At 65.1% G+C, this 22,981-nt stretch carries 24 protein-coding genes; 12 read left to right on the top strand and 12 right to left on the bottom strand.

Annotation, left to right across the window (positions count from 1 at the left end):
- Positions 1-4 precede the first annotated feature (4 nt).
- The 7 genes from AKG11_RS15840 to AKG11_RS15810 form a co-directional block, all read right to left on the bottom strand.
- Entirely contained in the window at positions 5-1,291 is a 1,287-nt protein-coding gene (locus AKG11_RS15840) for an efflux RND transporter periplasmic adaptor subunit (protein WP_082342452.1), read from the bottom strand.
- Between the two features lie 177 nt (positions 1,292-1,468).
- Positions 1,469-2,470, bottom strand: coding sequence for an ABC transporter ATP-binding protein (locus tag AKG11_RS15835; protein ID WP_024271552.1), 1,002 nt, complete (start codon positions 2,468-2,470; stop codon positions 1,469-1,471).
- Between the two features lie 11 nt (positions 2,471-2,481).
- Positions 2,482-3,546: a Gfo/Idh/MocA family protein gene (locus tag AKG11_RS15830; protein WP_050744559.1), complete on the bottom strand. Its 1,065-nt coding sequence runs from the start codon at positions 3,544-3,546 to the stop codon at positions 2,482-2,484.
- Positions 3,543-4,382, bottom strand: coding sequence for a carbohydrate ABC transporter permease (locus AKG11_RS15825; RefSeq protein ID WP_024271551.1), 840 nt, complete (start codon positions 4,380-4,382; stop codon positions 3,543-3,545). Before AKG11_RS15825 ends, AKG11_RS15830 begins: the two co-directional genes overlap by 4 nt.
- 15 nt (positions 4,383-4,397) lie before the next feature.
- A complete protein-coding gene (locus AKG11_RS15820; RefSeq protein WP_023516266.1) occupies positions 4,398-5,348 on the bottom strand; it encodes a carbohydrate ABC transporter permease in 951 nt (316 codons plus the stop codon).
- Between the two features lie 288 nt (positions 5,349-5,636).
- Positions 5,637-6,896: an ABC transporter substrate-binding protein gene (locus tag AKG11_RS15815; RefSeq protein ID WP_050744558.1), complete on the bottom strand. Its 1,260-nt coding sequence runs from the start codon at positions 6,894-6,896 to the stop codon at positions 5,637-5,639.
- A gap of 43 nt (positions 6,897-6,939) precedes the next feature.
- Positions 6,940-7,833, bottom strand: a complete 894-nt coding sequence (locus AKG11_RS15810; protein ID WP_050744557.1) for an N-acetylmuramic acid 6-phosphate etherase — start codon at positions 7,831-7,833, stop codon at positions 6,940-6,942.
- A gap of 197 nt (positions 7,834-8,030) precedes the next feature.
- Between AKG11_RS15810 and AKG11_RS15805 the strand changes: the two genes are divergently transcribed.
- The 7 genes from AKG11_RS15805 to AKG11_RS15775 all read left to right on the top strand — a co-directional run bounded on the left by AKG11_RS15805 (position 8,031) and on the right by AKG11_RS15775 (position 14,387).
- Complete coding sequence (locus AKG11_RS15805) at positions 8,031-8,918, top strand: glucosamine kinase nucleotide-binding domain-containing protein (RefSeq protein ID WP_023514286.1); 888 nt, start codon at positions 8,031-8,033, stop codon at positions 8,916-8,918.
- Entirely contained in the window at positions 8,915-9,679 is a 765-nt protein-coding gene (locus AKG11_RS15800) for a GntR family transcriptional regulator (protein ID WP_050744556.1), read from the top strand. The genes AKG11_RS15805 and AKG11_RS15800 overlap by 4 nt, the downstream gene beginning before the upstream one ends.
- A 20-nt stretch (positions 9,680-9,699) precedes the next feature.
- Positions 9,700-10,722 carry an SIS domain-containing protein gene (locus tag AKG11_RS15795; RefSeq protein WP_050744555.1) on the top strand — a complete coding sequence of 341 codons (1,023 nt, stop codon included), beginning with the start codon at positions 9,700-9,702 and terminating at the stop codon, positions 10,720-10,722.
- Complete coding sequence (nagA, locus tag AKG11_RS15790; RefSeq protein ID WP_050744554.1) at positions 10,719-11,879, top strand: N-acetylglucosamine-6-phosphate deacetylase; 1,161 nt, start codon at positions 10,719-10,721, stop codon at positions 11,877-11,879. The genes AKG11_RS15795 and nagA overlap by 4 nt, the downstream gene beginning before the upstream one ends.
- A gap of 84 nt (positions 11,880-11,963) precedes the next feature.
- The gene (locus AKG11_RS15785) at positions 11,964-13,019 is read left to right on the top strand and encodes a dipeptidase (protein ID WP_023514282.1); all 1,056 of its coding nucleotides are present in this window, start codon (positions 11,964-11,966) and stop codon (positions 13,017-13,019) included.
- Positions 13,020-13,041: 22 nt separating this feature from the next.
- On the top strand, positions 13,042-13,788 hold the full coding sequence (locus tag AKG11_RS15780; protein WP_050744553.1) for a copper homeostasis protein CutC: 747 nt from the start codon (positions 13,042-13,044) through the stop codon (positions 13,786-13,788).
- Positions 13,789-13,880: 92 nt separating this feature from the next.
- A complete protein-coding gene (locus AKG11_RS15775; RefSeq protein WP_050744552.1) occupies positions 13,881-14,387 on the top strand; it encodes a CreA family protein in 507 nt (168 codons plus the stop codon).
- Between the two features lie 64 nt (positions 14,388-14,451).
- On the opposite strand, the gene AKG11_RS15770 is transcribed toward AKG11_RS15775, so the two are convergent.
- Positions 14,452-14,916, bottom strand: coding sequence for a chemotaxis protein CheW (locus AKG11_RS15770; RefSeq protein ID WP_023514279.1), 465 nt, complete (start codon positions 14,914-14,916; stop codon positions 14,452-14,454).
- Positions 14,917-15,183: 267 nt separating this feature from the next.
- Here AKG11_RS15770 and AKG11_RS35130 point away from each other — a divergent pair, with 267 nt between their 5' ends.
- The 5 genes from AKG11_RS35130 to AKG11_RS15750 all read left to right on the top strand — a co-directional run bounded on the left by AKG11_RS35130 (position 15,184) and on the right by AKG11_RS15750 (position 19,974).
- On the top strand, positions 15,184-15,342 hold the full coding sequence (locus tag AKG11_RS35130) for a hypothetical protein (protein WP_197283984.1): 159 nt from the start codon (positions 15,184-15,186) through the stop codon (positions 15,340-15,342).
- 120 nt (positions 15,343-15,462) lie between these two features.
- On the top strand, positions 15,463-16,062 hold the full coding sequence (locus tag AKG11_RS15765) for an SCO family protein (protein ID WP_050744551.1): 600 nt from the start codon (positions 15,463-15,465) through the stop codon (positions 16,060-16,062).
- A 78-nt stretch (positions 16,063-16,140) separates the two neighbouring features.
- A complete protein-coding gene (locus AKG11_RS15760) occupies positions 16,141-17,022 on the top strand; it encodes a 50S ribosomal protein L11 methyltransferase (protein WP_050744550.1) in 882 nt (293 codons plus the stop codon).
- A gap of 429 nt (positions 17,023-17,451) precedes the next feature.
- Positions 17,452-17,976, top strand: a complete 525-nt coding sequence (locus tag AKG11_RS15755) for a hypothetical protein (protein ID WP_050744549.1) — start codon at positions 17,452-17,454, stop codon at positions 17,974-17,976.
- A 162-nt stretch (positions 17,977-18,138) separates the two neighbouring features.
- Positions 18,139-19,974 (top strand): aminopeptidase P family protein, encoded by a 1,836-nt coding sequence (locus tag AKG11_RS15750; protein WP_050744548.1) that lies wholly within the window; start codon positions 18,139-18,141, stop codon positions 19,972-19,974.
- Here AKG11_RS15750 and AKG11_RS15745 read toward each other — a convergent pair.
- From AKG11_RS15745 to panC, 4 genes are all read right to left on the bottom strand, one after another.
- The gene (locus AKG11_RS15745) at positions 19,964-20,275 is read right to left on the bottom strand and encodes an AzlD family protein (protein WP_023513525.1); all 312 of its coding nucleotides are present in this window, start codon (positions 20,273-20,275) and stop codon (positions 19,964-19,966) included. The genes AKG11_RS15750 and AKG11_RS15745 overlap by 11 nt on opposite strands.
- A 2-nt stretch (positions 20,276-20,277) precedes the next feature.
- Positions 20,278-21,012 carry an AzlC family ABC transporter permease gene (locus tag AKG11_RS15740; protein ID WP_023513526.1) on the bottom strand — a complete coding sequence of 245 codons (735 nt, stop codon included), beginning with the start codon at positions 21,010-21,012 and terminating at the stop codon, positions 20,278-20,280.
- Positions 21,013-21,194: 182 nt separating this feature from the next.
- The gene (panB, locus tag AKG11_RS15735; RefSeq protein WP_050744547.1) at positions 21,195-22,019 is read right to left on the bottom strand and encodes a 3-methyl-2-oxobutanoate hydroxymethyltransferase; all 825 of its coding nucleotides are present in this window, start codon (positions 22,017-22,019) and stop codon (positions 21,195-21,197) included.
- 1 nt (position 22,020) lies between these two features.
- Positions 22,021-22,890 carry a pantoate--beta-alanine ligase gene (panC, locus tag AKG11_RS15730; RefSeq protein WP_050744546.1) on the bottom strand — a complete coding sequence of 290 codons (870 nt, stop codon included), beginning with the start codon at positions 22,888-22,890 and terminating at the stop codon, positions 22,021-22,023.
- Positions 22,891-22,981 lie beyond the last annotated feature (91 nt).

Raw genomic sequence — 22,981 nt, 5'->3', positions numbered from 1 at the left:
ATCCTCACTTCGCCTGCTCGGCCTTGGCGGCGCCTTCGCCGCCCTCCGCCTTGCCGGCTTCGCCGGTCTGTGCAGCACCGGCTTCGGCCTTGCCGGCCTCCCCGTTCTTGGCCGCGCCGCCTTCGGCAGCCTTCGCCACGGCATTCGGGTCCCACTCGGCCGGCACGACTTCGCCGCCCGGCTGAACCTTCTGGAAGCCTTCGACAATGATCTTCTCACCGTCCTTCAGGCCATCCGGGATGACCCAGTTCGTGCCGATGGCACGGCCGACGCGCACATTGCGGGTGCCGGCCTTGTTGTCGGCGGAAACGACATAGACGAGCGCGCTGCCCGAAGCGTCACGCTGGACGGCCTGCTGCGGCACGATCACGGCGTTCTTCTCGATGCCCTGTTCGATCTGCACGCGCACATACATGCCCGGCAGGAGGTCGCCGTCCGGGTTCGGGAATTCGCCGCGCAGCGTCACCTGGCCGGTCGTCTCGTCGACGGCGGCTTCGGAAAACAGGAGCTTGCCCGGATGCGGATAGGCGGACCCGTCGTCGAGCACCAGCTTGACGTCGGCCGAATTGTTGTCGGCCATCAGCGCGCCGTCTTCCAGCGCCTTGCGCAGGCGCATCAGGTCGGTCGCCGACTGGGTGAAGTCGGCATAGACCGGGTCGAGCTGCTGGATCGTCGCAAGGTTTTCCGTGCCATTGGCCGAAACCAGCGCGCCCTCGGTGATGAGCGCACGGCCGATGCGGCCGCTGATCGGCGCCTTGACCTCGGTATATTCGAGATTGAGCTTGGCGGTCGCAAGGCTCGCCTCGGCGATGGCGACATCGGCGTCCGCCTGCGCAAGCTGGGCGACGGCGTCGTCATAGGTCTGCGCGGACGCGACGTTCGACTTGCGCAGCTGTTCCTGGCGCTCGGCGGTGTTGCGCGCCTGGGCCTGGACGGCCTTGGCACGGCGCAGCGTCGCCTCGGCGCTGTCGACCTGCACCTGGAACGGCGCGGGATCGATGCGGTAGAGCACGTCACCTTCCTTGACCTGCGAGCCCTGCTCGAAGATGCGGTCGATGACGATGCCGGTCGCGCGCGGCCGGACTTCCGCCGTGCGGGTCGCTGCGATGCGGCCCGGCAGGTCGTTGGTGATCGGCACATCCTCTGCCTTCACGGTGATGACGGCCACCTGCGGCGGCGGGAACGCAAAGCCGCCCTGCGGCGCCTGCTCGTCCTGGCAGCCGGCGAGAATCAAAAGGGCGCCGAAGGTCGCAATCGAAATCGGTCTCGTGAAACGCATGGGTTCTTCCATAAGCGGTGCCGCCTGAAGCGCGGCAGGGTCCTGAAAACATGAAGATGCGGTGATCGCAGGACCACCGCATCGCAACATACAAACAACGCTGTATGTTAGTTTCTGATCTTTGACAATCGTAGACCACGGCCCCGCCCGCCGCAATCCTCACCCATCACGGACTTGTGATGAGGGTCCTCAACGTATGGCGTGACCATTTGCGTCGAAACGATGCATCTGGTTTGCGGCCGGCGTGGCGAAAACCACGTCACCGGGCGCGTAGTGATGCTCTCCGAACAGACGGACGGTGAAGGCACCGACTTTCTCCGATTCGAGATAGACGATCGTGTCCGCGCCGAGGTGCTCGACATGCACGGCCCTCGCCTGCCATTCACCGCTGTCGCGTGACAGAGTGACGTGTTCCGGGCGCACGCCAATGGTCTTGGCATCGGACGCGCCGAGGCGGCCCGCATCGATGAAGTTCATGCCCGGCGACCCGATAAAGCCGGCAACGAAGAGGTTGGCAGGCTGGTTGTAGAGTTCCATCGGCGAGCCGACCTGCTGGATGACACCGCCGTCGAGCACCACGATCTTGTCCGCCAGCGTCATCGCCTCGACCTGGTCGTGCGTGACGTAGATCATGGTGGCCTTCAGCTCGCGGTGCAGCCGGGCAATCTCGAGGCGGGTGTTGACGCGCAGCGCCGCATCGAGGTTGGAGAGCGGTTCGTCGAACAGGAAGAGTTTCGGTTCACGCACGATAGCGCGGCCGATGGCGACGCGCTGGCGCTGGCCACCCGACAGTTCGGCCGGGCGGCGGGCGAGGTACTTCTCCAGCGACAGCATGGAGGAGGCCTTGGCGACGCGCCTTTCGATTTCATCTTTCGGCGCGCCTGCCTGCTTGAGGCCGAGGCCCATATTGTCCTTGACGGTGAGGTGCGGATAGAGCGCGTAGGACTGGAAGACCATGGCGATGCCGCGCTTTGCCGGCGGCACGGTCACGACTTCCGTGCCGTCGATGGTGATCGAGCCCGATGTCGCATCCTCAAGGCCGGCGATGATGCGCAGCAGCGTGGACTTGCCGCAGCCCGAGGGGCCGACGAAGATGACGAACTCGCCGTCCTTCACGTCAAGGTCGATGCCCTTGATCACGTCGACATTGCCGAAGGACTTGCGTACGGATTTGAGTTGAAGAGAGCCCACCTGATATCCCCTTAAAGCTTGACCGTTTGACCGGTTCTGACACTTTCATCGGCCGCGAGGCAGATCCTCAGCGACTGCACCGCATCGTCCATATGCCGCGTGAGGTCGATGTCCTCGCGGATCGCCTTCAGCACATAGGCCTGTTCGCGGTCGCAGAGTTCCTGGTGGCCCGGCTCGCCGGCCATCTTCAGGTCTTCGTCCGGCGACAGGAACTTGCCGTCGGGGCCGGTGGCCGCGTTGTGAACGCGGATGACCGCCGTCTTGGTGTGGGTGTCGATGTCGTCGGACTTCGCGTTCGGATCCATGACAATGGAAACGGAGCCGTTCGGCGACATGACGTCCTTCACGAAGAAGGCCGTCTCCGAGATCATCGGGCCCCAGCCCGCCTCGTACCAGCCGAGCGAACCATCGTCGAAGAGCACCTGCAGGTGGCCGTAGTTATACATGTCGGGCGCGATCTCGTTGGAAAGGCGCAGGCCCATGCCGCGCACCTCCACGGGCTTGGCATCGGTGATCTGGCACATCACGTCGACATAGTGCACCCCGCAGTCGACGATCGGCGGCGTCGTCTGCATCAGCGCCTTGTGGGTCGCCCAGGTCGGCCCGCTCGACTGCTGGTTCAGGTTCATGCGGAAGACATACGGGCCGCCGAGCTTGCGCGCTTCCTCGATGAGCCGCACCCAGGAAGGATGGTGGCGCAGGATATAGCCGACGATGAGCTTGCGGCCGTTCGCCTTGGCGCAGGCGACCACCCGCTCGGCATCGGCGACGGTCGTCGCCAGCGGCTTTTCGAGGAAGACATGGGCACCGGCTTCGAGTGCTGCGATCGCATATTCGGCATGGCTGTCCGAATAGGTGTTGATCGAGCAGAGTTCCGGCTTCAGCGCGCGCAGCGCCTCCGGGAAGGACGGATGAATCTCGTAGCCTTCGAGCCCGACCGGGACCGGAACCTTCGACCGGTTGACGAGACCGATGATCTCGAAACCCGGATTCTCATGGTAGGCGAGCGCATGGCTGCGGCCCATGTTGCCGAGACCGGCGGAAAGCACGCGAATGGGGGACGTGGCAGAACTCACTTGACTGCTCCCGAAGTGATGCCGCGGATCAGCTGCCGCGAGAAGATGAAATAGAGGATGAGGACGGGCAGGATCGCGAGCGAGAGTGCGGCGAGCACTGCATTCCAGTTGGTGACGAACTGGCCGATGAAGATCTGCGAGCCCAGCGTCACCGTCTTAGTCGCCTCGCTCGGCGCCAGGATCAGCGGGAACCACAGGTCGTTCCAGATCGGGATCATGGTGAAGACCGCGACGGTCGCCATGGCTGGCCGCACCAGCGGCAGGACGAGGCGGAAGAAGATGGAGTATTCCGAGAGACCGTCGATACGCCCGGCATTCTTGAGGTCATCGGAGACGGTCCGCATGAATTCGGAGAGGATGAAGACCGCGAGCGGGATACCCTGCGCGGTATAGACGAGGATCAACGCCGTCAGCGTGTTGACGAGCCCCGTCGCCACCATGCCCTGCAGGATCGCCACGGTACCGAGACGGATCGGGATCATGATGCCGATGGCAAGGTAGAGGCCCATCAGCATGTTGCCGCGGAAGCGGTATTCCGAGAGCGCGAAGGCGGCCATGGCGCCGAACAGCAGCACCAGCGCGATGGAGGCCACCGTGACGATGAAGCTGTTCTGGAAATAGGTCGCGAAATCCCCCTGCCCCAGCACCGTCGTGTAGCCGACAAGGTCGAAGGTCCCGGGCGTCGGAAGCTGCATCGGGTTGCGGAAGATGGCGTTGCGGTCCTTCATCGAGTTGATGATCGTCAGGAACACCGGGAAGATCGAGATCACGGCGTAGCCGATCAGCGCCAGGTGAACGAGGGACGTGCGGGTCAGCGAGGTGCGTGCTTTGGACATGTCTTGCCCTCCCGATCAGAACTGGTAGCGGCGCATGCGCCGCTGGATGGCGAAGAGATACAGCGAGACGCCGGCGAGGATGATGAGGAACATGACCGTTGCGATCGTCGCGCCCATCGATCGGTCGCCCAGCTGGAGCTGGAAGCCGAAGAAGGTTCGGTAGAGCAGCGTGCCGAGGATATCGGTGGACTTGTCAGGCCCGGCGAGCGCACCCTGCACGGTGTAGACCAGGTCGAAGGCATTGAAGTTGCCGACGAAAGTGAGGATCGAGATGATGCCGATGGCGGGCAGGATGAGCGGCAGCTTGATCTTCCAGAACTGGCTCCAGCCGGTGACGCCGTCGCATTCGGCAGCCTCGATCACCTCTTCGGGGATATTGAGCAGCGCCGCGTAGATCAGCATCATCGGAATGCCGACATACTGCCAGACAGAGATCAGCGACACCGCGATGAGCGCCGAGTTCGGCTTGCCGAGCCAGGGGGCGAAGAGCGACTTCAGGCCGACCAGGTCCATCAGATAGGGCGATACGCCCCAGATCGGCGAGAGGATCAGCTTCCAGATGAAGCCGACGATCACGAAGGAAAGCAGCGTCGGCAGGAAGATCGCCGTGCGGTAGAAGGCGGCAAAGCGCAGCTTCGGGATCGACAGCATGGCCGCGAGCGCCACCCCGATCGGGTTTTGCACCAGCATGTGGATGACGAAGAAGATCACGTTGTTCTTCAGCGCGTTCCAGAAGTCGGCCGCCCAGCGCTCGTCGCCGAACAGCACCTTGAAGTTGCTGAGACCGACGAAGGTCGACTGGCCGTCCACCGTGTTGAACAGCGACAGGCGCAGCGTCTCGATGAGCGGCAGGATCATGACCGCCGAATAAACGATGAAGGCCGGCAGCAGGAAAACGCCGATATGCCAGCGTGTTGGCCGCTTGATCGGTCCTGTTGCCTCATGGGAAGAAGGTATGTCGCTCATGGCCCAGCGTGCCCCGTCCGGTTGTTGTTCGTTAGATCCGCATGCACGGACGCCGTGCGCGGCCGGTAGTGCCGCACATGACAAATTCAGCATACACGATAGTGCCGGGGTCGCTCCCCGATTTTGCCCTTCGGCACCCTCTGTCCACCGGGACGAAGAGGGATACGGCGTGCGCCTGATCATTCGAGCCGCACCGCCCAAGCACCTCCCCCCGAATTTTACGGGGAGAGGGCCGGAGCGGGACGATGCCCGCTCCTCAAAGCAGAATTCAGCAGTCGAGACGCAGGCTTACTTGGCCGGCTTGTACCAGCTGTCGAGGCCCTTCTGGAGCTTTTCGCCAGCCACTTCCGGCGTATCCGTGCCGTTGATGACGTTGGCCGATTCGGTCCAGGTCTCGTTTTCAAGGTTCGGCGTGCCGCGCGACAGGATCTGGTAGGTCGAGCGGATCGTCGGCTGGCACTTTTCACGCCAGGAGACGAATTCCTGCGCCAGCGGGTCGGCCATCTTCACCGCCGTCGAATTCAGGCTGAAGAAGCCCGGCAGCGAGTTGGCGTAGATGTCGGCGAATTCCGGCGAGGAGACGAAGCTCAGGAACTTCTTGGCGGCATCCGCATTCGGGCTCTTGGCATTGAGGCCGATGCCGATGTCGTTGTGGTCGGAGATGTAGCAGGTGTCGCCGGCATTCTTCACCGGCGGCGCGAACGCGCCCATCTTGAACTGCGCCTGCGTGTTGAACAGGCCGATTTCCCACGAGCCGGCCGGATAGATGGCAGCACGGCCGAGCGTGAAGAGGTTCTGGCTGTCCGGATAGGTCTGGGCTTCGAAACCGTCGCCGAGATAGTCCTTCCACTTGGCGAGAACGCGGTAGGGTTCGACCCAGGCGTCGTCGGTCAGCTTCTGCTCGCCCTTGATGAGCGCCTTGCGGCCTTCTTCGCCCTTCCAGTAGGTCGGGCCGATGTTCTGGTAGCCCATGGTGGCGGCTTCCCAGAGATCCTTCGTGCCCATGGCCATCGGGATGTAGCTGCCTTCGGCCTTGATCTTGTCGAGCGCGGCGAAGAACTCGGCTTCCGTCGTCGGAACCGAGATACCGAGCGTGTCGAAGGCGTCCTTGTTGTAGATGAAGCCGTGGATGACCGAAGCCATCGGCACGCAGAAGGCCGTCGCGCCGTCGTCCGTCGTCCAGGCGGACTTGGCGACGTCGGAGAAGTTCTCGATGCCCGGCAGATCGTTCAGGCCGGCAAGGTGGCCCTTGTTGAACAGCTCGAGCGAGGCGTCGAACGGACGGCAGGTGATGAGGTCGCCTGCCGAGCCGGCGTCAAGCTTGGCGTTCAGCGCGGCGTTGTACTCGGTCGGCGCGGTCGGCGCGAAGACGACCTTGATGCCGGGGTTCTTGGCTTCGAAGGCCGGGATGATCTTTTCCTGCCAGATGGCGAGGTCGTCGTTGCGCCAGCTTTCGACCGTCAGCGTGACGTCGGCCGCCTGAGCGATCCCGGCCGTGCCGAGGATGCTCGTGGCGAGCAACAGGCCTTTGATTGCGGTGCGTGTCATTGCATTCTCCCCTTTTATGCGCCGCAGCGCGTTTTGAGACCAGTTATCCGAGGGCTTTCAGGGCGCGCCGGAGGCTCTGCCCCGACCGCTCCAGCGCAGCCTCGGCCGCGCTGGCGTCCTCCACCCCCGCAGCGAGCAGCACGGCCGTCTTGACCGAGCCTTCGGAGCGCTGAAGAAGGCGTTCCGCCTCATCGAGCCCGACACCCGAAATGTCGGACACGATGCGACAGGCGCGCCCCTTCAATTTGATGTTGTCGGCCTTGAGATTGACCATGTGGCCATCGTGAACGTGGCCGAGATGCACGCCGACAAGCGTCGAAAACATGTTGAAAGCGATCTTCTGCGCCGTGCCGGCGCCCATGCGCGTCGAGCCGGAAATGACCTCCGGCGGCGTCTGCAGGAGGATCGCGACGTCGCCGTCCTCGAACAGCGCGACACCGGGATTGTTGGCAAGCGCCACGATCCGGGCACCTTTCTCCTTCGCGTAGGATGCGATCGCCAGCACATAGGGCGTGCTGCCGCTCGCCGAAACGGCGATCACGCAGTCCCGCGGGCCGATAGCGGCAGACGCGGCATCGCGGCCTGCAAGCGCACGGTCGTCTTCATACCCGCCCGCCAGGTCCTCCAGGCTCGCGGCACCGCCGGCAAGCAGGATAACGATGCGATCGCGGGAAATACCGTAGGTGCCGGGGAGTTCGAGCGCATCGGCCATCGCCATCAGGCCGGAGCTGCCGGCGCCGGCATAGACAAGACGTCCACCGGAAAGAAGCGCATCGGCCGCAAGACGGGCCGCAGCGGCAATATCGACAAGCGCGGCATCGACAACGCCGGCGGCTGCCTTCTGGGCATCCGCAAGCACCTTCAGCACATCGACGGGCTGACGTTCGTCCAGCCCGCTTGCCTGATCGTGCCTGCCCTCTGTCCTGCCTGCAGCCATCACCGTGTCTCCTCTGGCCGGAATTAATGCCAAAAAAATACCAATTGTCCATAGGAAATTAATTTTTGAGACCACTTTTTTACCACTCAATATTTTTATTGTTTTAAAACAGTAATTTAAACGAAAGCTTATTCTCCATACCACCATACCCCTTGGTAAATGGTATTTTTTTGGTATCGTTGTGCTCGGAGGTGCCCATGACAGATCTTATTCTCGGTATCGACGGTGGGGGAACGAGTTGCCGCGCGGCGGTCGCACGCCCGGACGGCACAGTCCTCGGGCGCGGCAAGAGCGGCGCAGCCAATATCCTGACCGACCCCAACAACGCGATCATCTCCATTACGGAGGCCGCCAAGGCCGCCTATCGCGATGCCGGACTGGACGAGGCCGGCGTCAGCGGCGCCTCTGCCTTTCTCGGCCTTGCCGGCACCAATGTCGGCGACCTCACCCGCTACGTGCACGACCGCCTGCCCTTCCGTCATACGGATATCGATTCCGACGGCCTGATCGCCCTGCAGGGTGCGATCGGCGATACGGACGGGGCCGTCGCGATCCTCGGCACCGGCTCCATCTATATGGGGCGCAAGAACAACGTGGTCCGCTACATCGGCGGCTGGGGCTTTACCGTCGGCGATCTCGGCGGCGGCGCGCGCATCGGCCATGCCGCTTTGCAGGAGGCCCTGCTCGCCCACGACGGCGTGCATCCGCACTCGGGCGTGACAGACACCATTCTCGACGAGTTCAAGCACGATCCGCGTGGCATCGTCGAATTCGCCCGCCTCTCCAAGCCGGGCGATTTCGGCCGCTACGCTCCCCTCGTCTTCACCCATGCGAAGGACGGCGACGCGCAGGCGATCGCCATCGTCAAGGCCGGGGCGGCCAGCGTCAACGAATCCCTCGACGCCATCATGGCGCTGGCCGGCGCGCCGCGCCTCTGCCTGCTCGGCGGCCTCGCCCCGCTCTATCCGCAATGGCTGTCCGAACATCACCGCGCAATCCTGGTGGAGGCCGAGGCCGATGCGCTGACCGGCGCCGTAGCGCTCGCCGCCAAGGGCTTCAGAGAGCGCACGGGAGCGGCCGCATGAGCACGTCCCTTGCCGCGATCCTCTCGCCGGAAAGCCTGCAGTCGGGCGTGCCCGGCCCGCTCTATGTCAAGCTGCGCCAGATGCTGGAAGAGGCGATCACCTCCGGCAAGCTGACCTACGGCGACGCGCTGCCCGCCGAGCGCGACCTTGCCGACCATGCCAATGTCAGCCGCGTCACCGTGCGCAAGGCCGTCGACGATCTCGTCAAGGACGGTCTCCTGGTGCGCCGCCACGGCTCCGGCACCTTCGTCGCCAAGCCCGTCGCCAAGGTGCAGCAGTCGCTGTCCCGCCTGACTTCCTTTACCGAGGACATGGCCCGCCGCGGCCTCGTCACCCGGGCCGAGTGGATCGACCGTGGCCTGTTCCACCCCTCGCCGGACGAGATGATGATGCTCGGCCTCCCTGCCGATGCGCTCGTCGCGCGGCTCGGGCGCCTGCGCGTTGCCGACGACATGCCGCTCGCCATCGAGCGCGCCTGCATCTTCTCGGAGTTCCTGCCGGATCCCATGCAGGTGCAGGGCTCGCTCTATGCCGCGCTGGAAAAGCGCGGCTGCCGGCCGGTGCGCGCCGTGCAGCGTATCTCCGCCTACAACATGAAGGATCCCGATGCCTCGATGCTCGGCGTGCCGCCGGGTTCGGCGGGGCTGTCCATCGAGCGGGTCTCCTATCTGCGCTCCGGCCGGGTGGTCGAGTTCACCCGCTCCATCTATCGCGGCGACGCCTATGATTTCGTCGCCGAACTGACGCTTTCCGAGACGTGACCAACCGCAAAGGGAATTCCATGCAGACCAACATGCGCAAAGAGATCAACGAAATCCCGGAAGCGGCGGCCCGCCTGCTCGAAAATTCCGCCAGCGCCATCACGGCCGCCGGCAGGGCGCTCCGGGAGCGTGATCCGCAGTTCTTCGTCACCGTCGCCCGCGGGTCTTCCGACCATGCCGCGCTCTTCCTGAAATATGCGATCGAACTGACCGCCGGCCGGCCGGTCGCCTCGCTCGGCCCGTCGCTCGCCTCCATCTACGGCGCCAAGCTGAAACTCGGCGGTGCGGCCGCCATTGCCATCTCCCAGTCCGGCAAGAGCCCCGACATCGTCGCCATGGCCGACGGCGCCACCAAGGGCGGCGCGATCTCCATTGCGCTCACCAACACCCTGCCCTCACCCCTCGCCGATGCCTGCTCGCATTCGCTCGACCTCTCGGCCGGCCCGGAACTCAGCGTCGCCGCTACGAAGTCCTACGTCAATTCCATCGTCGCCGGCCTTGCCGTGCTCGCCGAGTGGACGGGTGACAACGATCTCGACCGCGCCGTCAAAAACCTGCCGGAGCAGTTCGCGAAGGCCGTCGCCCTCGACTGGTCCGACCTTGCCGGCGACCTCAAGGACGCCCAGTCGCTCTACGTGCTCGGCCGCGGCCCGGGCCTTGCCATCGCCAGTGAAGCCGCGCTGAAGTTCAAGGAAACGTCCGGCATGCACGCCGAAGCCTATTCCTCGGCGGAGGTGCTGCACGGCCCGGTCGCGCTGGTCGGCCCGTCCTTCCCGGTCATCGCACTTGCGGCACGCGATGCCGCGGAAGCCTCCGTCACCGGCATGGCCGACAGCCTCGCCGATCGCGGTGCCTATGCCTGCGTCACCGCCGCCGGCGCAAAGAGCGCGCGAAAACTGCCCTTCGTTGCCACCGGACACCCGATCACCGATGCGCTCGCCCTCATCGTGCCGTTCTACGGCTTCGTCGAAGCCTGGTCGCGCGGCAAGGGCCTTGACCCCGACAAGCCGGTCAACCTGAAGAAAGTGACGGAAACCCGATGACAGCGCTCACCGCCCTTACCGGCGCCCGCATCTTCGACGGCGATCTGTGGCATGAGGACAGTGCGCTCCTGCTCGCGGATGGCAAGGTCGCCACCATCGCGGCGGCCCGCGACGTGCCGGCCGATGCCCGCGTTGTGCCGATGGACGGGCATTCGCTCGTCCCCGGCTTCATCGACCTGCAGGTCAACGGCGGTGGCGGCGTGCTGCTCAACGAGCGGCCGGACCTCGAAGGCATCCGCACGATCTGCGCCGCCCATGCCCGCTTCGGCACGACGGGCCTCCTGCCGACGCTGATCACCGACAATGTCCAGGTGACGACGGAAACGATTGCCGCGGGCCTTGCAGCACAGGCGGCAAAGGTGCCGGGCTTCCTCGGTCTCCATCTCGAAGGCCCGCACCTGTCGGTCGCCCGCAAGGGCGCGCATGACCCGAACCTCATCCGTCCGATGGAGCAGGCGGACCTCGAGCGCACCATCGAAGCGCGACACAGCCTCGATGCGCTCCTCATGACGCTGGCGCCGGAAAACGCCACCAACGACCAGATCGCGGCGTTGCGTGCGGCAGGCGTCACCGTCAGCCTCGGCCATTCGGACTGCGGCTACCGGACCGCCGCCGCCGCCGCCGAGGCGGGCGCCAGCATGATGACCCACCTCTTCAACGCCATGAGCCCGCTCGGCCACCGCGAGCCCGGCATGGTCGGCGCGGCGCTTGATCTCGGCCATCTCAATGCCGGCCTCATCGCCGACGGCTTCCATGTCGACCCGGCCTCCATCGGCGTGGCGCTGAGGGCCAAGCGTGGCCCCGGCCGCATCTTCCTCGTCACCGACGCGATGTCGACCATCGGCACCGACATGAGGAGCTTCTTCCTCAACGGCCGCGAGATTTTCCGCGAGGGCGGGCGCCTGACGCTCGCCAACGGCACGCTCGCCGGTGCCGATATCGACATGGCCTCCTGCATCCGCTTCATGCGCGACGAGGTCGGCATCGATCTGGAAGAGGCGCTGCGCATGGCCTCGCTCTACCCGGCGGAAGCGATCGGCATGACCGGCCGCAAAGGGCGCCTCACCCACGGCCACGACGCCGATTTCGCTGTCATCGACGACAATGTCAACGTCGTCTCGACCTGGATTGCCGGCACGCCGGTCTTCGCCGCCTGATGCCTCCACCGCGGTTCTTGCGGGCCGCGGCGGAATCGGCTCTACCCCGTCGGACAATCTGACCTATCGATCCGGGAGCGCCCCATGCAATTGATCTTCGACGGCCACAATGACGTTCTCCTGCGCCTGTGGGAGCACGCCCGGAAGGGTGCCGATCCGGTCGCGGAATTCGTCGGTGGAACGGATCAGGGCCATATCGACGCCCCGCGCGCGAAGAAGGGCGGCCTTGCCGGCGGCTTCTGCGCCATGTTCATCCCGCCGGTTGAGGATTACCCGCCGCGCGAAGTCGATGGGAACGGCCACTACAATATCCCGATGGTCGGGCCGCGCGCCCATGCCGATGCGCTTGAGATCGCGCTCGAGATGGCCGATATCGCCAACCGGCTGGAAGCGGCCGGCGGCCTCGCGATCTGCCGCTCCACCGCGGCGATCCGCGCCGCCATGGAGGCCGGCCGCTTTGCCGCCGTGCTTCATATCGAAGGCTGCGAGCCGATCGCCGAGGACCTGTCGAATCTCGAAACCTTCTATGACAACGGCCTGCGCTCGCTCGGCCCCGTCTGGAGCCGGCACAACCTCTTCGGCCATGGGGTGCCCTTCGCCTATCCCTCCTCGCCCGACACAGGCCCGGGCCTGACGGCCGCAGGGGTCGAGCTTGTGAAGGCCTGCGACCGGCTTGGCATCATGATCGACCTCGCCCATATCACCGAGCAGGGTTTCTGGGATGTCGAACGCGTCAGCACCCAGCCGCTCGTCGCCACCCATTCCAACGCCCATGCTCTGACGCCGATCTCGCGCAACCTCACCGACCGCCAGCTCGACGCAATCCGCGAGCGCAAGGGCATTGCCGGCCTCAACTACGCCACGACCATGCTGCGCGCCGATGGCCTCGAAAGCCCCGAAACGCCGCTCGCCGACATGGTGCGCCACATCGACCACATGGTCGAGCGCATGGGCATCGACTGCGTGGCGCTCGGCTCGGATTTCGACGGCGCAACCATTCCCGGCGCGATCCACGACGCCGCCGGCAGCCAAGCCCTCGTCGAGGCGCTGCGCCAGGCCGGCTACGGCGAGGACGACCTGACAAAGCTCTGCCGGGAAAACTGGCTGCGGCTCCTCAAAACCGTCTGGCACGAAGCCTGACCCGAAGCCCCGGAAGGACACCATGGCCAAGCCCCTCATCGAACTCTGCGTCGAAGGCATCGACGGTTTCCTGGCCGCACAGGATGCAGGCGCCGACCGCGTGGAACTCTGCGCCAGCCTTGTCGAGGGCGGTCTGACGCCGAGCCTTGCGACGATCCGCGCCGCGGTAAAGGCCGCCAAAATCCCCGTCCACGTCATCATCCGCCCGCGTGGCGGCGACTTCCTTTACTCGGAAACGGAATTCGAGACGATGGTGGAGGATATCGCCGCCCTCCGGGGCGAAGGCGTTTCCGGCGTCGTCATCGGCTGCCTGACGCCGGACGGCAGGATCGACGAGGCGCGCACCAAACGGCTGGTCGAGGCCGCGCGGCCGATGTCCGTCACCTGCCACCGCGCCTTCGACATGACGGCCGATGCCGGCGAGGCACTGGAGGCGCTCATCCGCTGCGGCGTCGACCGCGTGCTGACGTCGGGCCAGCGCGACACGGCGCTGGAGGGCCTTGCCATCCTCAAGGCCGCCAACGAGCAGGCTGCCGGCCGCATCGTGATCATGGGCTGCGGCGCGCTCGATGCGGACACCATCCGCGCGGTCCGCGACGGCGCCGGACTTGCCGAGCTGCACTTTGCCGCGCTGAAGACCGTGCCGAGCGGCATGGCTTTCCGCAACCCGCATGTCGGCATGGGCGGCACGGAGAAAGACCGGGAATACGAGGTGACGCTGACCGACAGGGATGCGGTGCGCGCCACCATCGCCGCGGCAAAATCGTAAGGGCAACTTCAGCGAAAGCGAAAATGCGCCGGGCGCCGGCTTGCAAGCGGCCGACGCCTCCTTACCTTGAAGACGGAACAAGGAGACCTGCCATGTCGCTGACGAAACTTGCCGCACCTCGCCTTCGCACAGCCCTTGCTGCCGGCCTGATGGCGCTCGCCGCCCTGCCCGCTGCCGCCGAGACGGTCGGCACGGTCGGCGTCGACTGGATCGGCAACGATATCTATATCGATGCGGTGACCGATCCGGAGGTGTCCGGCGTCACCTGCCACGTCACCTACTTCGACCGCAGCGTCATCGACCGGCTGAAGAAGGGCAACTGGTTCGAGGATCCCTCGAACAACGCCATCTCCTGCCAGCAGACCGGCCCGATCACCATCGGCGACATCGAACTGGACAAGGAGGGCGAAGAGGTCTTCAAGTCCGGCCTGTCACTGATCTGGAAATCGCTGATCGTCACGCGCATCTACGACAAGAAGAACGACACGCTGATCTATCTCGCCCATTCGCGCGAACTGACGGAAGGGTCGGCGAAGATGTCGATCTCCACCGTGCCGCTCTATGGCGAGATAGTCACCTGGACGAACGGCAAGCCCTGAAAACGCAAGACACCCGGCCGTGAACCGGCCGGGTGCAGAAGATGTCGATCGCTCGGCTGCCGCGTCAGGCGGCCTGGGCGAGTTCGTCGGCGATGACGGTGTCGAGGTTGAGGAAGCAGACCATCGACTTCTCGAGCGCGACGATGCCGCGGCAGAAGGCCCGCTGGGCTTCCGGAATGATTTCCGGCGCCGGCTGGAGGGCTTCACTCTTGATGGTCATCATGTCGGAAACCTGCTCGACGAGCAGGCCGACGAGCTTGCCGGCAATGTCGGTGACGATGATCGCGGAGCGCTCGGACGGCTCGGTCATCTTCATGCCGAGGCGGCAGGCCATGTCGATGACCGGGATCACCGCGCCGCGCAGGTTGATGAGCCCGAGCACGTAGGGCGGCGTGTGCGGCATCGGCGTCACCGGCGCCCAGCCGCGGATTTCGCGGATGGCCATGATGTCGATGCAGAATTCCTGCTCCCCGAGATGGAAGGAGACGATTTCGAGATAGGCGCCGGACTGTTTCAGGGCGTTGGACATGGGTGAGGCTCTTTCCAATCGACGATGGACTTGTTGGAATGCGCTGCACGCCGTCTCCGGCGCACGGCGGACATCATGTCCAGCGGGTCAGACCGGCCCTTTGCGCGTTATCCGAAAGTGGCAAAGAGAGATTAAACAATGGCTAAGGAAGGGCACCGGGAACTTGCATTTTAGCCGCTTTTGATGAATTCCCGGGCGGCGAAACGCCTTCCGTTACGGCAGTCCTGCCCCGTTTGAAATTCCGCGGTTCCGGTCTATACTCGCCCTATGGACAAGACCGCCCGCCGATACACCGCCCTGCCCGCTGCACTCATCGTGCTCGGCCTCGGCGTTATGGCCGCCACAGCCGCCTTTGCCGGCTGGGTGGAGCATGGTTCGGCGATCTTCCTCAGCCTTGCCGAATCCGGCATGGCCTGGTGCTTCTGATCACAATTCCGCGAGCCCCCGATCCTTCCGCGCATTGCGGCAATTGGCCCGTTTGCGCGCGCCGGACCGAAGGACTATGACACGCGCAGACCTCGGACATAGCCTTATCGAAGGACTGCCATGAAGACCCTGCGCCTCGTACTCTGGATCGCCGTCGCCCTCGTCGCCGCCCTGCTCGGCTGGCTGACGCTGGAAATGACCAAGACGAAGGAAGAGGTCGCGGGCGGTCCGTTCGGCGTCCCCTTCGAGCTCGTCGCGCAGGATGGCAAGCCGATCACCGAAAAGGCCTTCACCGGCAAGCCGACCGCCCTCTTCTTCGGCTTCACCCACTGCCCGGAAGTCTGCCCGACGACGCTGTTCGAGATGAACGGCTGGCTCACCAAGGTCGATCCCGACGGTTCCAAACTGCAGGCCTATTTCATTACCGTCGATCCGGAGCGCGACACGCCAGAGCTGATCGGCCAGTATGTCGGCAACGTCTCCAAGCGCATCACCGGTATTTCCGGCCCGACGGACAAGGTGCTGGAGATGGTCAAGGGCTACCGGGTCTACTACCGCAAGGTGCCGCTTGACGAGGCCAAGCCCGACGGCGACTACACGATGGACCACACGGCATCCGTCTTCCTGCTCGACGCGACCGGCCGCTTCGTCGGCACCATCGCCTATGGCGAGAACCCCGAGGTCGCCGAGCAGAAGCTGACGAACCTGATCAAGGGATAATCGTCAGGCCGGGCATACACCTTTGCCCTCCGCTTTCGGACATGCTAGGCGGACCTGAAACAACAGGGACCCCGAGCCGTGAGCGAAATCCGCCTCTATATCACCACGACCGAGAAGCGGGCCGATATCGCCCTCTCGCTGATGACCGACGCCTTCGAGGAAGAAGGTTATGCCATCGCGACGATGGAGATCGACGAAAAGAAGGACATCTGGGAAGCCTCCGTCTACATGTTCCGTGAGGACGAGGCTGAAATCCACGGGCGTTTCGCGGCGCTGCTTGCCGAGGCGTTTCCCGATGCGCCGATCGAGCGAGAGGAACTGCCCGATATCGACTGGATCGCCAAGTCGCTGGAAGGCCTGAAGCCGGTGCGCGCCGCGCGTTTCGTCGTGCACGGCTCGCATGACCGCGGCAAGGTGCGGGCTGGCGAGATCGCCATCGAGATCGACGCCGGCCAGGCCTTCGGAACCGGCCATCACGGCACGACGGCGGGCTGCCTGGAGGTGATCTCCGACGTGATGCGCACGCGCAAGGTCAAGCGCGTTCTCGACCTCGGCACCGGCAGCGGCGTTCTGGCGATTGCCGCGCGCAAGCTCGCCCCGGTCACGGTTCTGGCGACGGACATCGACCCGATCGCCACGCGCGTCGCACGGGAAAACGTCCGCCTCAACGGCATCGCCTCCGGCGTCGCACTGGAAACAGCGCCGGGCTTCCACTCCACCGCCTTCGGCCGCCACGGCCCCTTCGACCTCATCATCGCCAATATCCTCGCCCGGCCGCTGATGCGCATGGCGCCGCAGCTCGCCGCACAACTGGCGCCGCAGGGCGATGTCATCCTGTCCGGCATCCTCGCCTCGCAGCGCTGGAAGGTGCTTGCTGCGTACAATGGCGCAGGCCTGCGTCATGTGCGCACGATCTGGCGCGAAGGCTGGGTGACGATCCACCTCGACAACCGGCGGTGACGGCACCGTCCGGAAGCGGGGTGGCAACATCCCGCTTCAACGCAAGGGAAATACAGGCAAAATAAAAGGCGGTGCCAGAGGCACCGCCTATGGGCCGGCGAACCGACCTGCCCGCGAGCTTGAGGAGGAGGAGTGCTCAAGCGGGCCTATGTGTTCCGAGCGCCTTCCCGGAGGAGGGAGGAGGAGTGACCGGCAAGACGCCTGATCGGAACACCTAGTCTTTTGCCTTTCGGCAGTTCATTTTGCGATCCGAAGGACTGGAGGGGCTTTCACTTCGTTTCGCTTGAAGCGCGTTTTGTTTCGCTTCGTTGGCGCCGCTTATACAAGATTCGAAAATTTGCGACAGAGCCTTTGGGACATGGGTGCCATGCACACAATGCATAAGTCCAATTACAGACCTCTTGGCACGATCCGGGAGCTTTCCTGATCATGGCCGCCACCATCATTCCGCTCATCACCCTTGCGATTATCGTCTTCGTGCTGTGGATCGCGATCCGCGCCAACATCGAGGCGCGCAGGAATCCGCACCGCGTCGAAAGCACCATGCGCAACGAGGCTGAACGCCGTCGTATCGCCCTGTCCCTGCGCGATGCCCTCAGCCGCAAGCCGCTCGGCGCAACGCTGGCCGAACAGCTCTGGCGAAAGCTGGCAAACGAGGTGCCGGGCAACGGCGTGATCTACGACTATCACCGGGATTTCTGCGGCCAGGGCCTCATCCGCACCGATGACGGCGTCATGCTCGCCGACGTGCAGGATGGCGGGGCCTATTTCGGCTCCCCCATCGCGGCGTGGAAGACCGAGGAAGACTTCGTCGCCTTCCTCGCCCGCCAGTCGGATTTTTCGATGAGCGGCTGGGATGCCGGCGAACCCGCCTTCTTCACCGAGGACGACTGGTATCGCAACAACCAGCGCCTGACCCGCGCCGTGCTGGAGCGCTATCTCTCCCGCCTTTGACGCAGCCGGCCGATAGCCAAAGCGTACCGCGATCGGCCAGATTCGCTCTCTGCGCTTCAATGCTTAGGTTTTTCGCATGCCGGCAGCGCAAAACCGCCGCGCACTTTTGCGCGACATGCTTTAGATTGCCGGCACGATTCATCGCCATACCGGAAGTCTCCCATGTTCCAGAGTTTCGACGTCACCTCCACGCCCCAGTTCGGCCGCGAACGCGCCGATGCGCTGCGCGCCAGCTTCGATGCACTCGGCATCGACGGCTTCCTCGTGCCGCGCGCCGACGAGTATCAGGGCGAATACGTGCCGGCCTCGGCCGAGCGCCTTTCCTGGCTGACGGGCTTCACCGGTTCGGCCGGCGTTGCGCTCGTCATGCACGGTGCGGCCGTGGTCTTCGTCGATGGCCGCTATGTCACGCAGCTCGCCGAGCAGGTCGACGGCAGCGTCTACACCGGTGGCGACCTCGTCGGCGAACCGCCGCATCTCTGGCTGCAGAACCACGCGCCGAAGGGTTTCCGTCTCGGCATCGACCCGTGGCTGCACACCGGCGCTGAAGTGCGCCGCCTTGAGAAGGCGCTTGCCGGCCTCGGCGGCGCCCTCATCTTCCTGCCCCACAACCCGCTCGACAAGGCCTGGGCCGACCGCCCGAGCGAACCGCTCGGCCGCGTGACGATCCAGGCGATCGACCAGGCCGGGGAACTGGCCAGGGACAAGCTCGCCAAGATGGCGGAGGCGACCGCCAAGGCCGGCGCGGATGCCCTCGCCGTCACCGACCCGTCCTCCATCGCCTGGATCTTCAACATCCGCGGCAGCGACGTGCCGCACACGCCGCATCCCTTGGCCCGCGCCATCATTCCGGCAGAGGGTCGCCCGCAGCTCTTCCTCGACAAGCGCAAGACCGGCATCGAGCCCGAGGCCTACCTCACCCAGCTCGCCGACCTCGTACCGCCGTCGCAGTTCGACGAGCGCATCGCGGCGCTCGCCGCCGAGGGCAAGCGCATCCTGATCGATCCTGACCAGGCGCCCTTCGCGCTCGCCGAGATCGTGCGCCGCAAGGGCGGCACGCTGGTCGAGGCCAACGACCCGGCCCGCCTGCCCCGCGCCTGCAAGAACGCGGTCGAGCTGCAGGGTTCCGCGCGCGCCCATCTTCAGGACGGCGCGGCCATGGTGGAGTTCCTCGCCTGGCTCGACGGCACGACGCCCGGCACGCAAACAGAAATGGCCGTCACGAAGAAACTGGAGGCCGTGCGCGCCAGCGTCGGCGAGCGTCACCAGAACCCGCTGAAGGATGTGTCCTTCGACACCATCGCGGGCGCCGGCGCCCATGCCGCCATCATGCATTACCGGGTGACGACCGCATCGGACACGCTCATCGAGCCGGGCACGCTCTTCCTCATCGATTCCGGCGCGCAATACATCAATGGCACGACCGACATCACCCGCACGGTGGCGATCGGCGCGGTGCCGGAGGAACAGAAGCGCTTCTTCACCCTGGTGCTGAAGGGCATGATCGCGATCAGCACGGCACGCTTCCCGAAAGGCTCGCGCGGCTGCGACCTCGATCCGCTCGCCCGCATCGCGCTGTGGAAGGCCGGTGCCGATTTCGCCCATGGCACAGGCCACGGCGTCGGCTCCTATCTCTCCGTGCATGAGGGTCCGCAGCGCATTTCCCGGCTTTCGACGCAGGAGCTTCTGGCCGGAATGATCCTGTCCAACGAGCCCGGCTACTACCGCCCCGGCGCCTTCGGCATCCGCATCGAGAACCTGATCCACGTCCTGCCGGCCGCCCCGGTCGACGGCGGCGACATGGACATGCTCGGCTTCGAGACGCTGACCTTCTGCCCGATCGACCGCCGGCTCGTCGTCGCCGCCCTGATGACGGAAGACGAGCTTGCCTGGCTGAACGCCTACCACGCGGATGTGCGCGAAAAGATCACGCCGCTGCTGTCGGACGAAGCAACGAAGAGCTGGCTGGAAAAGGCGACGGCGCCGGTCAGCCGATGAACTGACGCAGCACCATCACGACGACCCAGCCGATGGCCAGCACCGGCAGGAGCGAGAGACGCAGGCCAAGCAGGAAGGCGATGGCCATCGTCACGCTGACGTCGAAACCGCCCGTCACGGCTGCCGGCGCCACCAGCGTGGTGAGCACGGCGGCCGGAACGGCGTTCAGCGCCGCTTCGGCGCGCGGTGGGATGCGCTTCATGCGCGTGATGAAGACATAGCCGCCGACGCGCGTCAGGTAGGTCGCGATGGCGCCAGCGGCGATGATCAGCAGCGTCTGCGTGTGGAACAGCGTGTCCATGCTCATGCCTCCCCACGTGCAGCGTCGCCGACCGGCTCGGCCGGTGCCTTGTCATCGAGCGGCATGACCGCCGCGACGAGTACCCCCGCAAGCGCGCCAAGGCTGACATGCCAGGGCGAGCCGACGAAATGCAGCGCCAGGATCGAGCCTGCCGAGGAGGCCAGCACCACCGGAAGCCAGTTCGCCCGGCTGCGGAAGCCGAGCACCAGGCCCATGAAGTAGATCGGCAGCAGCACATCGATGCCGATCTCCTTGGGATCGCCGATCAGGTTGCCGAGCAGTCCCCCGACAACCGTCAGGCAGAGCCAGGGCACATAGACGCTGAGGCCGAGCACCATCGACCAGATATAGCTGACGCGGATACCCGCATCCGCGCGACGCTCGGTTTCGGCGAACTGAGGGTCGGTGAGGAAGAACAGCGACGTCGCCTTCTGCCAGAAGGTGAGATGCCGGATATGGGCGGCGATCGCCGCCGAATAGAGCACGTGCCGGAAGTTCACGGCGAAGATCGACAGCACCACCAGCCAGGGCGCGACATTGTGATCGAAGAGCTCGACGCCGACGAGCTGGCTGGCGCCGGCATAAAGCGTCGCGCTCATCAACGCCGCTTCCGCGATCGTCAGGCCGTTGTCCACGGCGACGGCGCCGAACAGCACGGCAAATGGCGCCGCGGCGATCGCGACGGCGCTGCCACGCCGGAAGGCGTCGCGGATTTCTTCTTTCGTGGCGGGGGTCATGGGTCTGCTCAAGATCTGTCGCAAATCCGGGAGGAGCGCACGGCGGTCTTCCGGCCGGACTTGCAGGAAACGATCCGCCACCCATAGAACAGGCGCGATCCACCCGCAAACCAATATGGCTGATGGACCGTTCAGCGTCGTTGATCAATCAGCGCCGGTTTTCTTCCGGCGCTGATTGATTATCAGCTCTTCTTGAGCTGGAACGTGTGCTCGGGTGCCGGAAAGCTGCGCGCCTTCACCTCTTCGGCGTAGGTCGCGAAAGCCTCGCTCATGACGGGGGCGAGATTGGCGAAGTGCTTGACGAAGCGCGGCTTGAAATCCGTGAAGATGCCGAGCACGTCGTCGACGACCAGCACCTGTCCGTCGCAGGCCGGCGAGGCTCCGATGCCGATGGTCGGCGCCTTGACCGTGCCGGTGATCTCGCGCGCCAGCGGCTCGACCGTGCCCTCGATGACGATGGCGAAGGCGCCGGCATCGTCGATGGCCGCAGCGTCGCGGCGGATCTTCTCGACTTCCTTGTCGTTGCGCCCGAGCGAGCGGTAGCCGCCGGTCGTGTTGATGAGCTGCGGCATCAGGCCGACATGGCCGAGCACCGGAATGCCGCGCTGGGTGAGGAAATGCACCGTCTCGGCCATTTCCGCCCCGCCCTCCAGCTTGATCGCCGAACAGCCGGTTTCCTTGAGAACCCTGGCAGCCGTCGCAAAGGCCTGTTCCTTCGACTGCTGGTAGGAGCCGAAGGGCAGATCGACGACGACGCAGGCGCTGGACGAGCCGCGCATGACGGCCTGGCCATGGGCGATCATCATCTCGATCGTCACGCCGACGGTGGAATCGAGACCGTAGAGCACCATGCCGAGGCTGTCGCCGACCAGCATGAAATCGACATGGGGATCCATGAGCTTGGCGACCGGGGTCGTGTAGGCGGTGAGGCTGACGATCGGACGCTCGCCCTTGAGGGCCCGGATGTCGGCGGGCGCCAGACGGCGCTTGGCGGTATGTACGCTCATGTCACGCTACCTTTTTCATGTTTTTCGGGCCAAAAACCCGATTATCGAGGAGTTTCGTGCTCCCAAAGCGCACGAAAAGCAACAAAAGAACCGGTCGATCGCCGACCGTGTCGATCTCGGCAAGCGTCTGCGGATCGCGGATCGCGACCACTTCGGGCTTGGCGAGCGGCTCGCTGGCAAGAAAGGCGGTAACGCCCGCCTCCAGGCGCCTTGCATCCGTCTCGCCCGCCATGATCAGCCGCTCGGCTTCCTCCAGCGCGCGCGGCACGATGGCGGCAGCGGCGCGCTCCCCGGCCGAGAGGTAGACGTTGCGCGAGGAACAGGCGAGCCCGTCCGCCTCGCGCACCGTCGGCACGCCGATCACCTCGACCGGCTGTGCCAGGTCCTCGGCCATGCGGCGGATGATGGTGAGCTGCTGGAAGTCCTTCTCGCCGAAATAGGCGCGGTCCGGCTGGGCGATATTGAAGAGCTTGGTGACGACGGTCGCGACCCCCGCGAAATGCCCGGGGCGGACGGACCCTTCGAGCTCCGAGCCGAGCTTCGGCACATCAACGACAGTCTCCATCGGCCGCGGATACATGTCGGAAACGCCCGGTGCGAAGAGATAGTGCACGCCTTCGGCCTCCAGCATCGCCTGGTCGCGGGCAAGGTCGCGCGGATAGCGCGCAAGATCCTCGTTTGCTCCGAACTGCAGCGGATTGACGAAGATGGTGGCGACGACGATGTCGTTGTCGGCGCGGGCCCGCCGGGCAAGCTCCATATGGCCGACATGAAGGTAGCCCATGGTGGGCACGAGACCGATGGTGCGACCGTCCAGCCGGTGCGGCGCCAGCGCCGCGCGCAAATCCGCGATGGTTGTAAAGGTCTGCATCGACGGTTCCTCCTTGCTCTCGCCCTCTCCCGCGGGCGATGCCACCTGCACGATCTCTGCGGATCGGCTCCAGGAAGCGCCGTTTTCTATC

The organism is Shinella sp. SUS2 (genome assembly GCF_001262505.1).
GTDB lineage: Bacteria > Pseudomonadota > Alphaproteobacteria > Rhizobiales > Rhizobiaceae > Shinella.
The sequence above is the reverse complement of the archived record's forward strand: the minus strand, read 5'-3'. Positions and strand labels throughout refer to the sequence as shown.

Bases quoted from the DNA above. Each gene is read 5' to 3' on its own strand.
- AKG11_RS15840 (WP_082342452.1), bottom strand. From the start codon at position 1,291: ATGGAAGAACCCATGCGTTTCACGAGACCGATTTCGATTGCGACCTTC.
- AKG11_RS15825 (WP_024271551.1), bottom strand. From the start codon at position 4,382: ATGTCCAAAGCACGCACCTCGCTGACCCGCACGTCCCTCGTTCACCTG.
- AKG11_RS15820 (WP_023516266.1), bottom strand. From the start codon at position 5,348: ATGAGCGACATACCTTCTTCCCATGAGGCAACAGGACCGATCAAGCGG.
- AKG11_RS15815 (WP_050744558.1), bottom strand. From the start codon at position 6,896: ATGACACGCACCGCAATCAAAGGCCTGTTGCTCGCCACGAGCATCCTC.
- AKG11_RS15810 (WP_050744557.1), bottom strand. From the start codon at position 7,833: ATGGCTGCAGGCAGGACAGAGGGCAGGCACGATCAGGCAAGCGGGCTG.
- AKG11_RS15805 (WP_023514286.1), top strand. From the start codon at position 8,031: ATGACAGATCTTATTCTCGGTATCGACGGTGGGGGAACGAGTTGCCGC.
- AKG11_RS15800 (WP_050744556.1), top strand. From the start codon at position 8,915: ATGAGCACGTCCCTTGCCGCGATCCTCTCGCCGGAAAGCCTGCAGTCG.
- AKG11_RS15795 (WP_050744555.1), top strand. From the start codon at position 9,700: ATGCAGACCAACATGCGCAAAGAGATCAACGAAATCCCGGAAGCGGCG.
- nagA (WP_050744554.1), top strand. From the start codon at position 10,719: ATGACAGCGCTCACCGCCCTTACCGGCGCCCGCATCTTCGACGGCGAT.
- AKG11_RS15785 (WP_023514282.1), top strand. From the start codon at position 11,964: ATGCAATTGATCTTCGACGGCCACAATGACGTTCTCCTGCGCCTGTGG.
- AKG11_RS15780 (WP_050744553.1), top strand. From the start codon at position 13,042: ATGGCCAAGCCCCTCATCGAACTCTGCGTCGAAGGCATCGACGGTTTC.
- AKG11_RS15775 (WP_050744552.1), top strand. From the start codon at position 13,881: ATGTCGCTGACGAAACTTGCCGCACCTCGCCTTCGCACAGCCCTTGCT.
- AKG11_RS15770 (WP_023514279.1), bottom strand. From the start codon at position 14,916: ATGTCCAACGCCCTGAAACAGTCCGGCGCCTATCTCGAAATCGTCTCC.
- AKG11_RS35130 (WP_197283984.1), top strand. From the start codon at position 15,184: ATGGACAAGACCGCCCGCCGATACACCGCCCTGCCCGCTGCACTCATC.
- AKG11_RS15765 (WP_050744551.1), top strand. From the start codon at position 15,463: ATGAAGACCCTGCGCCTCGTACTCTGGATCGCCGTCGCCCTCGTCGCC.
- AKG11_RS15755 (WP_050744549.1), top strand. From the start codon at position 17,452: ATGGCCGCCACCATCATTCCGCTCATCACCCTTGCGATTATCGTCTTC.
- AKG11_RS15750 (WP_050744548.1), top strand. From the start codon at position 18,139: ATGTTCCAGAGTTTCGACGTCACCTCCACGCCCCAGTTCGGCCGCGAA.
- AKG11_RS15745 (WP_023513525.1), bottom strand. From the start codon at position 20,275: ATGGACACGCTGTTCCACACGCAGACGCTGCTGATCATCGCCGCTGGC.
- AKG11_RS15740 (WP_023513526.1), bottom strand. From the start codon at position 21,012: ATGACCCCCGCCACGAAAGAAGAAATCCGCGACGCCTTCCGGCGTGGC.
- panB (WP_050744547.1), bottom strand. From the start codon at position 22,019: ATGAGCGTACATACCGCCAAGCGCCGTCTGGCGCCCGCCGACATCCGG.
- panC (WP_050744546.1), bottom strand. From the start codon at position 22,890: ATGCAGACCTTTACAACCATCGCGGATTTGCGCGCGGCGCTGGCGCCG.